This is a genomic window from Rhabdochromatium marinum (genome assembly GCF_016583795.1).
GTDB lineage: Bacteria > Pseudomonadota > Gammaproteobacteria > Chromatiales > Chromatiaceae > Rhabdochromatium > Rhabdochromatium marinum.
In genome coordinates, this window is record NZ_NRRS01000020.1 from 22,059 (window position 1) to 34,339 (window position 12,281).

The following is a 12,281-nucleotide window of genomic DNA, read 5'->3' on the forward strand; positions in this document are numbered from 1 at the left end:
GATGGCGGCTGGAACCTTCACCAGGTTTCCACGAGCCAGTTTTCCACCACCAGCCCTGGCACCCGGGAGAAGGCATCGACATCAGCGGTGACCAGGATCGCTTCCAACTCCAGTGCTTGCGCGGCAATCCAGCAATCATTGCTGTCAATCGGGGCACCCAAGCGCTCAAGCTCCGCGCGGATCGCGCCATATTGCAGGCTGGTTTCGGCATTGATGGGTTTCAGGCGCAGGCCTTCAACCAAGTAATCCAAGCGGGCGCGGTTAATCTCCGGGCATTGGCGATTTTCCACACTGAGTTCCAATTCACCCATAACCACTGGAGAGAGCACAATTTCTGACAGTGATGTGGTGTCGAGTTTATCGCGGATTTGCTGGGTATCGCCCCGGATGGCAGCGATGATAATGCTGGTGTCGAGTAGGTAGTGCATCGTTAGTATGGATCCGAGGAAAGCTGCGACCTGATATGTTCTGGTGTGCCCAGGTTACTGGTGGATTCTGACCAGAAGGGGCGAAACAGATCCGCCGCCATGCGCGGTGCTTCGGGTAGGAGCAGCGCCACCACCTTACCATGCCGGGTAATGGCCACTTCCTCGCCATTTTCAACCTCAGCCAGAAGATCGGAAAACTTTGCTTTCGCTTCAATGGTGCGAATGGTACGCATAATGGGATTCCTTAATTGTAACTGAGCTGATCATTCAGCGATATGAGGGGCACTGAATACCGCTGCAACCGCGTCTGGCGGGCCGCCGAACGGCGGCCGCTCGTTGCTAAGGTTGTAGACACCCGTGTGTCAGGAAAAATCGTGCTCGGCGATGGCTGTGGCGCGGCGGCAGATTTCGCGACCGTAGTCGGTCCACAGTCCCTGGCCCCAGTAGCGGTAGCAGCTAGTTTGGGAGGACATCAGGTGATAGAGCGCGTTGCGGTAGTGCGGGTTGCTGGGTGAAACACCGGGCTTGAGCACCTTCTCGTTGAAAGCGGAGCTGGCTTCTTCCATCGGTCCCAGTACATTGTCATAGCCTTTCACCCACGACAGATCATTGGTCCAGCTGCCGCCGTCCATGTGGAACTGGTGGTCTTCCTGTTTCAGCGTCTCAATGACTTTGTCGAGCGTCTCCGGGCCGTCACCGGGCTGCATCTGGCTCCAGATTTTGCCCTGTTGCACCGGGCGGATCTCGGTGAAGTCGCTTTCCTTGATGCCCATCGCGAACAGCTGTTCGATGTATTCGCTGCCATTCATCAGCGGGGTGTCGGAGCCGGAGGCACCGCGCACGGCTTCGAAGAATTTGTCCGGGAACTCATTCATCATCACGCCGCCGTTTTCGCCATCGGCAATCTGCGTGACCAGTGGTGGGACCGACTGGCCGGCCAGTTCCCAGCGCTCCAGGCTTTGAGCTTCGTACCAGGGCTGCATCTGCGCGACCAGCTTGGTGTCCGAGCCCTGGGTCTTGACCAGTGCGATGATGCTGGCAGTGTCGCCCTTGGAGTTGGTGCAGACCAGCCGATGCGGCAGATGCGGGCGCTGCGGATGCCAGCCGTTCTCGATCTGCTCGACCGAATGTTCCTGCACCAGCACCCACTGATAACCGCAGTCGCGCAGGGTTTTGACGAACTCGTAGGCCACGTCGGGATGATTGGGCAGGGCCATTTCCGAGGGCGAGAAGCCGCGCACCCGCTCCAGTGCCTCAAAGCCGAAGATGGCAGCGAAATGGTGCTGGAAGGCTTGCACATGCAGCCGGTAATCCTGCACCGGCGTGGAGGGTGCCACCGCGTGCCCCCAGGGCATACCAAGCCATTCCACCGCCCAGTTGAAGTCTGGGTTCATGGTGATGCCCTTGAGCGCATCAATGACGTGATCCTCGCCCATGGCGCGCAGGCCGTGCAGCAAGGTGCCGGAGTATTCGAGCATCACGCGCGGGGATTTGCCCTCGCCAATTAGCTGGGGGATGAACTCGCCCATGCGCTTGTAGCACCAGACAAAAGCCGGGGCATTGTAGTTATCGCCAATGCCCTGATTGTCCATCATGTATTTGAGATTGCTGATGATGGCGGCGGTGTGCAGGTCGCCACCGCCGGCGGGAATCAGCGGCTGGTGCTGATGCAGGGCGATGGCGGCAGCGGCGCGGATGCGCCCGAAGTCGACGCCGCCGGGGGACTGCGCCAGCTGACGCTGCTGGCCGGCTTGCATGGCCGCTGCGACCTGATCTTCGGCACCGCAAATGTTGGGCAGGCCGTCGATGGATTCGGAAATTTGGGTCATGGATGGTTCTCCGAGGTTGGTTGTTCGGTAGGAGTGGTGGGGGCCGTTGCCTGGGGCGCGGCGGTCTCAAGAGGTTCCAGGGCTACGCGCGCGCCGTGCAGATCGGCTTGGGCGCGCTCCAGCCAGGCCTCACCCCAGTAGGTGTTGCAACTGGTCTCGGCGCGCAACAGTTGCCAGGTGGCGGCCTCAAGCGCGTCCTGGGTGTGTGGCGCCTGAGCGCGGGTGGCATGCAGGCGCTGGCTGAAATTCTGATAGTCGGTATAGACCTGGCGCTGGGCCTGGGAGCCGGTCCATTGAGTGAAGCCTTGGCCATTGTGCCAGCCGGTATTCCAGGCGCCAGTGCGGATGCGTACCTCGCCAACCGCGCCATGGGCGTTCAGATAGTCTTCGATAAAGCTGGGGCGCACCTGAGCCTTGTCGGTGCGCGCCTGTTCCAGCAGCGGCAGATAAAAGGCGCTCCAGAAATTGGCACCCTCGGTGACATTGCGGAACCAACCGCCATTTTCGCCGTCGCTGGCGGTGGTGACCAGAGGCGGGAAGTCGCACCACTTGGTGCGCTCGGCAATTTCGCGCAGGAACCAGTCGAGATCCATGCCGGATTCCTGGGCATCGGACAGCTCGCGGTCGCGCACCACCACGATGATGTCTTCCCCTGCGTGGCGGGTAATATGCGGGCGATAGCGCAGCTCTTGCCAGCTCATGTCGCCGACTGGCTCGACATTCTCGCTGTCAATAATGACATAGCGATAACCAAAGCGGCGCAGCAGCGGAATCAGCTCTTGGGAAAAGCCCATTTCTGGTGGCCAGAAGCCACCGAATCGCGGGCGCCAGAACAGATGGTTGGCGATGCCCTGCCAGCGGCGCAGGTGCTCATCACGGTCAGCGGCGGGAATCAATGGCAGCACCGGGTGATAGTAGCCGGTGCCGAGGATCTCGAACAGGTGTTGATTCTGCAGGTGCCACAATAGTTTGCCGCAATCGATAATGCCATAGACGCGGCTTTGAAATTCCGGGTTCGACAGGGTTTCGAGCAGGGTACCCGACAGTGATAAATGCACTCGGGCGTAATCCTCCCAGCCCCACAGGCTGCGTGGCATGCGATCGAGCGCAAAGAGAATTTCTTTGGCTTCCCAGGGTTGTTCGACGAGCAACTGCTCCAGGTTGCCGGCAGGTTGATGAAGGTTGAGAACGAGCGCGTGCTGGGTGATCATCGGTAGTGGGCAGCGATTGCTGGGCAGTGGTCAGTGATTGGGCGTCGCGACGCGGGTGCCCCGGATCGTGACGATTTGCAGCCTGGCATTTTAGCAAAGGCGCGCTGGCCTGATGGTCAGGAGCCAGGTGCGCATGAGCAAAATTTTTCTTGGTGGGCAGATTTGGATCGCAAAGTCTTTCGTGTATGCGTAAAATTCACGTCAGACAAATGAAATCTCTTCATCAGTCCTGGCGTCAACGATGGAACATATGAGCGATTTCCTAATTATGAGTGTAAGGGTGAATCATTATGGCTGAGGACAAGGCAAACAAGGTCGCAACCAAAAAGACCCCAGGAAGTGCCGCGCAAGCCCGGGAGGAAGCTGCGACAACGCCGGCCAGTGCTGACGCATCGGCGAAGAGCAGCGCGCCGAAAAAACGTACCACCAGGGCAAAAACCACCTCAGCAGCAAAAACGACAGCGAAAGCAACGACAGCGAAAGCAGCCTCCGCGACTGAATCGGCAGCGGCGGAACCGAAAGCCACTGCCACTACCCGCAAGACTTCAGCAGCAGCCACCAAAAAAACCAGTGCCAGCAGCAGAACCCGCGCCAGTGGCAAAACCAGTGCCGCCAGTTCCAGCAGCACCAGCCCTAGCACCAAAAAGACCTCAGCGGCAAACACCGCAGCGAGCGAAGCCGCAGCAGCGTCTGCCTCCGCTCCTGCTGCTGCTAATGCTAATGCAACTAAAAAGGCCACCACTCGCAAAACCACCACTCGCAAAGCGTCGCGCACCTCAGCGGCCAAGGGGGCTTCACCGGTGTCGGCGGAACAACGCTATAAAATGATCCAGGATGCCGCCTATTATCGGGCTGAAAAACGCAACTTCGAGCCGGGCCATGAGATTGAGGACTGGGCGGCGGCGGAACAGGAAGTCGAGGCGTTGCTAGCATCTGGCCAGCTGGGATAATTCATGCACGCCACTTCTGACCGCTCGCCGGTGCAATGGCGCGAGCATTTTATGGATCAAGGACTGAGCCGCGCCGATCTTGCGGCCGATCCCCTGGTGCAGTTTGAACAGTGGTACGAGTTCGCCTGTGCCTCCAGTATCCCGGAGCCCAATGCCATGACCCTGGCAACGGTCGATGGCACGGGTCAGCCCTGGGTGCGCAGCGTATTGCTCAAGCTTTATGATGCGCGCGGCTTTGTGTTTTTTACCAACTTTGGCAGCGACAAGGCGCACCAGATCGATCAGCATCCGCAGGTGGCCCTGCTGTTCCCCTGGGTGGCCTTTGCTCGCCAGGTGCAGATCAATGGACGCGCCGAGCGCATTGCGACAGCGGAATCCCTAAAGTACTTCACCACCCGGGCGCGCGGTAGCCAGATTGGCGCTTGGGCTTCGCCGCAAAGCCAAGTGATTCGCTCGCGGGCACTACTCGAAGCCAAGGTCGAGCAGATCAAGCAGCGCTTTGCCACCGGGCAGATTCCCCTGCCCGATTTTTGGGGCGGCTATCGTGTGGTGCCGGAATGCATTGAATTCTGGCAGGGGCGCGACAATCGCCTGCATGATCGGTTTCGTTATTCGCGGTTGTCGGCCAATACCGGCTGGACGTTGGAGCGTCTGGCGCCTTGATGAGCAGGTGGCGTGTTGGGTGACGAGGGCGAGTTGCTGATGTCAGAGCATTCAGGGTGCGAGGATGGCAAGGAATCGGCGTTCAGTGGGGTACTGCTGGATGTTGCCACCATCGATCAGGGCGATCTTGATCTGTCTGCCTTGGATCGGGTTGTCAGCCAGTGGCGCTATTATTCGCACACCCAATCGACCGAGGTGCTGGAGCGGATTGGGGATGCCCGGATCGTCGTGACCAATAAGGTGGTGCTGGGTCGCCCGATTCTGGAACAGAGCCACAGTGTGCAGCTGATCTGTATTGCTGCCACCGGCACCAACAATGTCGACCTGGACGCCGCCCGGGAACGGGGCATTGCGGTGGCCAATGTGGTGCGTTATGCCACTCCTGCGGTGGTGCAGCATGTCTTTGCGCTGATGCTCGCCCTGACAACTCGGCTGCCAGACTATCAGCGCGCAATTGCCAACGGGGCCTGGCAGCAGCATGAACGCTTCTGCCTGATGGATTACCCGATTCGGGAGTTGGCTGGACGTACCTTGGGGATAGTCGGTTACGGAGAACTGGGTCAGGCGGTGGCGCGAGTGGCTGAGGCCTTTGGCATGCGAGTGCTGGTGGCTCAGCGCCCGGCTGGGCCAGCCACAGAGAGTCGCTGGCCGCTTGAACAGCTGTTACCCCAGGTTGATGTCTTGAGCTTGCATTGCCCGCTGACGGACGCGACCCGCAGTCTGATCGGAGCCCGCGAGCTTGATCTAATGAACCCTGAGGCTCTGCTGATCAATACCGCGCGTGGTGGCATTGTTGATGAGCAAGCGCTGGCCGATGCTTTGCGAAGGGGAAGCATTGGTGGCGCCGGTGTCGATGTGTTGATCACCGAGCCGCCACGCCAGGGGAATCCGCTGCTGGCGCCAGGGATTCCAAATCTGATTGTTACACCTCACATTGCCTGGGCCAGTCGCGAAGCGCGTCAGCGAGTAGTGGAGGAAATCGCCGCCAATATCGCCGCCTTTCAAACCGGGACAACGCGCAATCGCGTGGATTGATCGCCGGCGGTCTGGTCGGCAAATCGCCTGCCTTGCAAAAGCGATGGCTGCCACAGTGTCGTCGAATATGACCTCGCCGGTTTGCACCGGCTATTGGGCCACCGGCTTGGCATCCGGTGCCGCGATCAGCACATAGACCGCCGGTACCACAAAGAGCGTGAACAGGGTGCCAATGCCCAGGCCGGAGGCGATCACCAGCCCAATGTCGAAGCGGCTGACTGCGCCCGGGCCGCTGGCGGTGAGCAGCGGAACCATGGCTACCAGCATGGCGACTGTGGTCATCAGAATCGGGCGCAGGCGAATGGCCGAGGCCTGCTGCACGGCGGCGGATTTGTCCAGACCCTCGCGTTCGCGCAACTGATTGGAGAATTCCACGATCAGGATGCCGTTCTTGGCGATCAGCCCGATCAGGGTGATCAGCCCCACCTGGGTGTAGATGTTGATGCTGGCCAAGCCCAGGAACAGAAACACCATGGCTCCGGCAATGGATAGTGGCACTGACATCAAAATCACAAAGGGGTCGCGCCAGCTCTCGAACTGGGCGGCCAGCACCAGGTAGATAATCAGCAGCGACAGGAAGAAGGTCGCTTCCAGGGCACCGCCCTCGGTCTTGAACTGGCGCGACTCGCCCTTGTAGTCCCAGCGCACATTGCGCGGGAAAATCTCCGTCGCACGCTCATCCAGATAGGCCAGGGCAGCGCCGAGCGAGACGCCGGGCATCATGACGCCGGACAGGCTGATGGAGTTGAGCTGCTGGAACTGAGTGCGTTTGGATGGCACCACCTGATGGCTGATGGTCACCAGGGTGGACAGCGGAACCAGGTCGCCGCTGGCGGTGCGAATATGGTAGTTCTGAATCTGATCGGCGGTGGCGCGCGCGGGCTGTTCGACCTGCGGAATCACCTTGTAGCTGCGCCCCTCCAGGCTGAACCAATTCACATAGTCCTGATTGAGCATCACCGCCAGATTGCGCCCCAGCACCTGCATGCTGATGCCAAGATCCCCAGCCAGATCGCGGTCGATTTCAATCACGGTGCGCGGGCGGGTGTATTGGACATCCTTTTGCAGGAACATGAATTTGCCGCTGGCCATGGCTTCGCCCAGAAGTTGATCGGCAAAGCCGTTGATCTGCTCGATCTCGCCGTCGGAGAGAATGACGAATTCGACCGGAATGCCATTGCCGGGCGTCGGCAGGCTGGGACGCGGGAAGGCCACCGTCTGCAAGCCGGTGATCTGACTCAGCGCGCCTTGCAGCTCGGGCTGCACCGCCATCTGTGAGCGTTCGCGCTCCGAGGGCGGTGCCATCTTGAAGCCGCCAAAGCTGCTGGTGGTGTCCCCGCCCATGCCGGCGAGCAGGAAGCTTTCCTGATACTCGGGGAAGGTCTCGAAGATCTCCTGCATCTGGCGCACATAGCGCACGTCATAGTCGATGGTGGCAGTCTGGGGCGCGGTGCCCATCACAAACAGAATGCTTTGGTCTTCGGTCGGGGCCAGTTCTTTTTTGGTCATGTCGTACATGACGTAAATAGCGCCAATGATCACAATGGCGACCAGAATGGTGACGGCCGGATATTTCAGCCAGCTGTCCAGTGCACGACTGTAGATGCGCGCCAGCCAGGCGAAGAACTGTTCGACCAGATGCTCGAAGCGGCTTTCCTCCTGGCTGGAATGCAACACCCGCCCGGCGATCATCGGCGACAGGGTCAGAGCCACCACCCCGGAGATCAGCACTGCGCCGGCCAGGGTAAAGGCAAATTCGGTAAACAGCGAGCCGACCAGTCCACCCATGAAACCAATGGGCGCATAGACGGCGACCAGGGTGGTGGTCATAGCCAGAATCGGTAGACCCAGCTCGCGCGCGGCATCCACAGCGGCACTGATGCCGTCCTTGCCCATTTCCAGATGGCGATGGACATTTTCCACCACCACGATGGCATCATCCACCACCAGGCCGATGGCCAGCACCATTGCCAGCAGGGTGAGCAGATTGATCGAAAAGCCCATCAGCAGCATCAGAAAAGCGCCGCCCACCAGCGCCAATGGCACCACCACTGAGGGGATCAGCGCCGCGCGTACCGAGCCCAGCGACAAGAAGATTACCAACAGCACAATCAGCACCGCCTCGGCCAGGGTGGTAAAAACTTCCTTGATCGACTCCTCAATGAACTCGCTGGCGTCGTAAGGGATGTGCGCCTCAAGCCCTTCCGGGAACTGGGCTTCCAGGCTGGGCATTAGCTCATGCACCCGCTGGGCGACCGTCAGCGGGTTGGCGCCCGGCGCCTGTTCGATGCCGATGAAGATGGCCGGGATGCCCTTGTACAGGGTGCGCGAGTTGTCATCCGCCGGGCCGAGTTCCACCCGGGCGATGTCATCCAAGCGCACCAGGGTGCCGCCATCCTCGCGGATCACCAGTCGGCGGAAGTCTTCGACATCGCTGAGATCGGTGGTAGTGCTCAGATCAATCTGCACCCGCTCGCCGCGCAACTGACCGATACCGGCCAGGTAGTTGTTGTTGCGTAGCGCGGCCTCGACCTGCTCGCCGGAGATGCCCAGCGCGGCCATGCGATCAGGATCCAGCCACACCCGCATGGCGAAGGTCTGGTTACCGAAAATCTCCGCCTGGGCCACACCTTCAAGCGCCTGGAGCTGCGGCTGCACCACCCGGATCATGTAGTCGGTGATTTGCGACAACGACATCTCGCGGCTGTAGAAGGCCAGATACATCAGCGCCGTGGTGCTGCCAGTGGTGGAGTCAATCACCGGATTTTGCGCCGCCTCGGGCAGCACATTGAGCTGACCCGCCACCTTGGCCTGGATCTCGGAGACGGCATCATTGGCCGGGTAGTTGAGTTCCATGTTGGCTTCGATCACTGACACGCCCTGGCTGCTGGTGGCGTTCAGAAAATCGATCCCCTCGGCCTGAGCAATGGCCTGCTGCAAGGGAGTGGTGATAAAGCCCTTGACCAGCTCGGCGCTGGCGCCGGGGTAGGCGGTGGTGACTGTGACCACGGTGTTGGCCGTCTCGGGGTACTGGCGCACTTCCATCTCAATGATGGCACGCAGCCCCAGCACCAGAATCAGCAGGCTCACCACGCTGGCGAGCACCGGGCGGTAGACGAAGATGTCGGTGAATTTCACTGGGATGCGTCCGTGCTGTCGTCCGTACTGTTATCCGTACTGTCGTCCGTGATGGACACCGCTGCGCCATTGCGCAGCTTGACCTGGCCGGTGGCGACCACTTGATCGCCTTCGGTGAGGCCGGACAGCACTTCCACCCGAGCGTTGCGCACGCTGCCGGTCTGGACCTGACGGCGCTGCACCACCGACTGCCCCTCCTGTTCACCCTCACCGGGCTGAATTATAAAGACCGAATCGCCATAGGTATTGAAGGTAATGGCTTCACGCGGCAGCGTCAGCACCTGATCCTGTTGCGGCAATAGGGTTGCGACCTTGGCGAACATGCCGGGGCGCAACAGATGGTCGGGATTGCCCAGCTGGGCGCGAACCTGCACATTGCGCGTGGCCTGATTGACCGCCGGGCTGATGGCCCGAATGGTTCCGGTGAACAGCTGCCCGGGATAAGCGGCAACCCGCACCTCGACCCCCTGACCCACAGCGACCTGCGCCAGTTCGCGCTCGGGCAGGGCGTAATCGACATAGACCGGATCCAGGGCTTCGAGCGCCACGATGCTGGAACCGGCGGCGAGATATTGGCCCAGATTGACCTGGCGAATGCCCAGCTGACCGGCAAAGGGCGCGCGGATGGTTTTTTTCTCGATCAGAGCGCGTTTGGCGGCCACTGCGGCTTCGCTCTGTTGCAGGCTGGCGCTGGCTTCGTCGAAATCGCCCTGCGAGACAGCCCGGTCGGCCAGCAGGCGGCGATTGCGTTTCAGCTGCGTCTCGGCCAATGCACGTGTTGCTTCGAGTCCGGCCAAATCGGCCTCATCGACCTCGGTGTCGAGCTGCACCAGTGCCTGGCCCTGAGTCACCATGTCACCGGACTCAAACAGAATCTGCTCAATTTGCCCGGTCACCTGATTGCTGACCATGACGCCCTGTACCGCCCGCAGCGTGCCAACGGCGCGCAGCTGCGGTTGCCAAGTCACGGCCTCGACGCGTGTGGCCGTGACGGTTGCAGGCGGCTGCGGCTGCGAGAACATGGCCATTTCGCCCTGAATTTGGCGATATTTGAAGAAACCCAGGCCGCCAATCACGATGGCGACGACGATGAAAACGAGCAGGATGCGGCGGAGCATGGTGTGAAAGCGCTGATAGTGGCGTGGCAGGGTGGTAGGGATGCCGGTCTGGGGCGGACGCGAGATGACTGTGATGCGCACACCCCTATGGTCTGCTTATGGTAAAGCACCTGATCAAGTTGGGTCAAAACAACGCTTCAATGAATCCTCGCTACTCGATACCACAAGGAACGATGGAACGATGGAGCGATGCGCGCTCGTCTTGGTCAGTGGGAGTCCCATGAGATGGCAAGTTATTTGCTTAAGGCCGAGGCTGTCATGCGCAAAACCGCCGCGATAGCGGGGTTTGCCACGAGCTTTGTTAGAAACCGCACATGTAGGAGTTTGAATGATGCCAACAACAATGGTCTTGGGTTATGTGGACGAAGATGGGAACGTGCTCAATGGTTCCGGCAATTTCAGTGTGTCTGAGGAGTCGGAGCCCGGTTTTTATGACATTTTCTTCAACGAGGGTGTCTTCAGCGAACAGCCTATTATCTCGGGGAACTGTGTGACTGACAGCAAGGAAGCGCCGGTGTTCCAAATTTATCAGGTCAATGGCGCCAAGGGATTCGTCGTTGAAACACGAAATGCCCGTTCTGGTGAGCGTTCCGCGCAGGCATTTATGTTTATTGCGGCTGGAGAAGGCTGAGAGCTGTGTGCTGATGTCCTTCGCTTGATGCCAGTTTTGCATCATGGCGGGAATCAGCGTTGGGCGCGGGATCAGGATAACAGCAGCGGCTCTGGTATATACTCTGCCACCCGGCGATGGTGCCGGGAGGAACCATGTGGCTGAGAGGCCGTAGGCAGGTTGTGTAAAGATGCAGTCAGACGCGCCGCCCGACCGTTCGCTGTCGGTCGTGATCCCGCTTTATCAGGAAGCTGAAAATGTCATGCCCATGCTGGAGCGTGTGCATCAGGGGTTGTCGGCTTACGCCCATCCCTGGGAGCTGATCCTGGTCGATGATGGCAGTCGCGATGCCACGCCAGCGCAGCTTGCACAAGCGGCTGCTGAGTATGGTCCGCATGTGCGGGTGATTCGATTCCGGCGCAATTTTGGTCAAACCGCCGCCATGCAGGCCGGTTTTGATGTCGCACGCGGTGCCTTTATCGCCACGCTCGATGGCGACCTGCAGAACGATCCGGTCGAGATCCCGCGTATGCTCGATGATTTGATTGCGCGCGATCTTGATCTCCTGCAAGGCTGGCGGCAGCGCCGTCAGGATGCTCTGATTATTCGCAAAATCCCCTCACGCCTCGCCAACCGTTTGATTGGTAAGGTCACGGGTGTGCGCCTGCATGACTACGGCTGCTCGCTGAAGGTTTATCGCGCCGAGGTCATCAAGGAAGTCCGCCTGTACGGAGAGATGCACCGCTTCATTCCGGTGTGGGTGGCGTCCGTGACTTCGCCGCAGCGTATCGGGGAAACGGTGGTCAGTCATCAGGCACGGCAGTTTGGGCAGTCAAAATACGGTATTTCGCGTACCTTTCGGGTGCTGCTTGATTTGCTGGTGGCCTTTTTCTTTCTGCGCTTCGGCGGCCGTCCGGGGCATTTTTTCGGCTCCATTGGGCTGGGCTTCGGAGCCCTCGGCTCTTTGCTGATGCTGCATCTGCTGATGATCAAGTTCGGATTTGGCGAGGACATCGGCCAGCGCCCGCTGTTGTTTATCGCCATTCTGCTGTTGGTCGCTTCGGTGCAACTGCTGACCACCGGCGTGCTGGCAGAGATGCTGGTGCGAACCTTCTTCGCCTCGTCCGGGCGCACGCATTATGGCGTTTTGAGCAAGAGCGATCCGGCGGTGAGCGACTGGAAAGAGCGCTAATGGCCGCAGCTGTCCGTCTCGACGTTTGCGCGCGAGGCGCCTGACGCTCGCATCTGAACATGGGCAGGCAGGTTCGACTACACTGGCTTATCGTCGAATGGGTTTAG

Annotated in this window: 12 protein-coding genes; 5 read left to right on the plus strand and 7 right to left on the minus strand. The window is 60.0% G+C overall.

The features are described from left to right. Nucleotides 1–17: 17 nt before the first annotated feature. The 5 genes from CKO36_RS08240 to CKO36_RS08260 all read right to left on the minus strand — a co-directional run bounded on the left by CKO36_RS08240 (nucleotide 18) and on the right by CKO36_RS08260 (nucleotide 4,255). On the minus strand, nucleotides 18–428 hold the full coding sequence (locus tag CKO36_RS08240; RefSeq protein ID WP_200283225.1) for a type II toxin-antitoxin system VapC family toxin: 411 nt from the start codon (nucleotides 426–428) through the stop codon (nucleotides 18–20). Between the two features lie 2 nt (nucleotides 429–430). After that, on the minus strand, nucleotides 431–661 hold the full coding sequence (locus tag CKO36_RS08245) for a type II toxin-antitoxin system Phd/YefM family antitoxin (protein ID WP_200283226.1): 231 nt from the start codon (nucleotides 659–661) through the stop codon (nucleotides 431–433). Between the two features lie 129 nt (nucleotides 662–790). Continuing rightward, nucleotides 791–2,257: a glycosyl hydrolase family 57 gene (locus CKO36_RS08250; protein WP_200283228.1), complete on the minus strand. Its 1,467-nt coding sequence runs from the start codon at nucleotides 2,255–2,257 to the stop codon at nucleotides 791–793. Further along, nucleotides 2,254–3,468 carry a polysaccharide deacetylase family protein gene (locus tag CKO36_RS08255; RefSeq protein ID WP_200283230.1) on the minus strand — a complete coding sequence of 405 codons (1,215 nt, stop codon included), beginning with the start codon at nucleotides 3,466–3,468 and terminating at the stop codon, nucleotides 2,254–2,256. The genes CKO36_RS08250 and CKO36_RS08255 overlap by 4 nt, the downstream gene beginning before the upstream one ends. A gap of 262 nt (nucleotides 3,469–3,730) precedes the next feature. Next, entirely contained in the window at nucleotides 3,731–4,255 is a 525-nt protein-coding gene (locus CKO36_RS08260; protein WP_200283232.1) for a hypothetical protein, read from the minus strand. A gap of 13 nt (nucleotides 4,256–4,268) precedes the next feature. Here CKO36_RS08260 and CKO36_RS08265 point away from each other — a divergent pair, with 13 nt between their 5' ends. Genes CKO36_RS08265 through CKO36_RS08275 form a run of 3 tightly spaced genes read left to right on the plus strand, consistent with a single transcriptional unit; the run spans nucleotide 4,269 to nucleotide 6,116 of the window. Next, a complete protein-coding gene (locus tag CKO36_RS08265; protein ID WP_200283234.1) occupies nucleotides 4,269–4,418 on the plus strand; it encodes a DUF2934 domain-containing protein in 150 nt (49 codons plus the stop codon). A 3-nt stretch (nucleotides 4,419–4,421) separates the two neighbouring features. After that, the gene (pdxH, locus tag CKO36_RS08270; protein WP_200283236.1) at nucleotides 4,422–5,081 is read left to right on the plus strand and encodes a pyridoxamine 5'-phosphate oxidase; all 660 of its coding nucleotides are present in this window, start codon (nucleotides 4,422–4,424) and stop codon (nucleotides 5,079–5,081) included. 39 nt (nucleotides 5,082–5,120) lie between these two features. Next, complete coding sequence (locus CKO36_RS08275; protein ID WP_200283238.1) at nucleotides 5,121–6,116, plus strand: 2-hydroxyacid dehydrogenase; 996 nt, start codon at nucleotides 5,121–5,123, stop codon at nucleotides 6,114–6,116. Between the two features lie 90 nt (nucleotides 6,117–6,206). On the opposite strand, the gene CKO36_RS08280 is transcribed toward CKO36_RS08275, so the two are convergent. Further along, a complete protein-coding gene (locus tag CKO36_RS08280; RefSeq protein WP_200283241.1) occupies nucleotides 6,207–9,254 on the minus strand; it encodes an efflux RND transporter permease subunit in 3,048 nt (1,015 codons plus the stop codon). Beyond that, nucleotides 9,251–10,372: an efflux RND transporter periplasmic adaptor subunit gene (locus tag CKO36_RS08285; RefSeq protein WP_200283300.1), complete on the minus strand. Its 1,122-nt coding sequence runs from the start codon at nucleotides 10,370–10,372 to the stop codon at nucleotides 9,251–9,253. Before CKO36_RS08285 ends, CKO36_RS08280 begins: the two co-directional genes overlap by 4 nt. A gap of 328 nt (nucleotides 10,373–10,700) precedes the next feature. Between CKO36_RS08285 and CKO36_RS08290 the strand changes: the two genes are divergently transcribed. Further along, a complete protein-coding gene (locus CKO36_RS08290; RefSeq protein ID WP_200283244.1) occupies nucleotides 10,701–11,003 on the plus strand; it encodes a hypothetical protein in 303 nt (100 codons plus the stop codon). Between the two features lie 169 nt (nucleotides 11,004–11,172). Continuing rightward, a complete protein-coding gene (locus CKO36_RS08295; protein WP_200283248.1) occupies nucleotides 11,173–12,174 on the plus strand; it encodes a glycosyltransferase family 2 protein in 1,002 nt (333 codons plus the stop codon). The last annotated feature ends 107 nt before the right edge of the window (nucleotides 12,175–12,281 follow it).

Bases quoted from the DNA above. Each gene is read 5' to 3' on its own strand.
- CKO36_RS08240 (WP_200283225.1), bottom strand. From the start codon at position 428: ATGCACTACCTACTCGACACCAGCATTATCATCGCTGCCATCCGGGGC.
- CKO36_RS08245 (WP_200283226.1), bottom strand. From the start codon at position 661: ATGCGTACCATTCGCACCATTGAAGCGAAAGCAAAGTTTTCCGATCTT.
- CKO36_RS08250 (WP_200283228.1), bottom strand. From the start codon at position 2,257: ATGACCCAAATTTCCGAATCCATCGACGGCCTGCCCAACATTTGCGGT.
- CKO36_RS08255 (WP_200283230.1), bottom strand. From the start codon at position 3,468: ATGATCACCCAGCACGCGCTCGTTCTCAACCTTCATCAACCTGCCGGC.
- pdxH (WP_200283236.1), top strand. From the start codon at position 4,422: ATGCACGCCACTTCTGACCGCTCGCCGGTGCAATGGCGCGAGCATTTT.
- CKO36_RS08275 (WP_200283238.1), top strand. From the start codon at position 5,121: ATGTCAGAGCATTCAGGGTGCGAGGATGGCAAGGAATCGGCGTTCAGT.
- CKO36_RS08285 (WP_200283300.1), bottom strand. From the start codon at position 10,372: ATGCTCCGCCGCATCCTGCTCGTTTTCATCGTCGTCGCCATCGTGATT.
- CKO36_RS08290 (WP_200283244.1), top strand. From the start codon at position 10,701: ATGATGCCAACAACAATGGTCTTGGGTTATGTGGACGAAGATGGGAAC.
- CKO36_RS08295 (WP_200283248.1), top strand. From the start codon at position 11,173: ATGCAGTCAGACGCGCCGCCCGACCGTTCGCTGTCGGTCGTGATCCCG.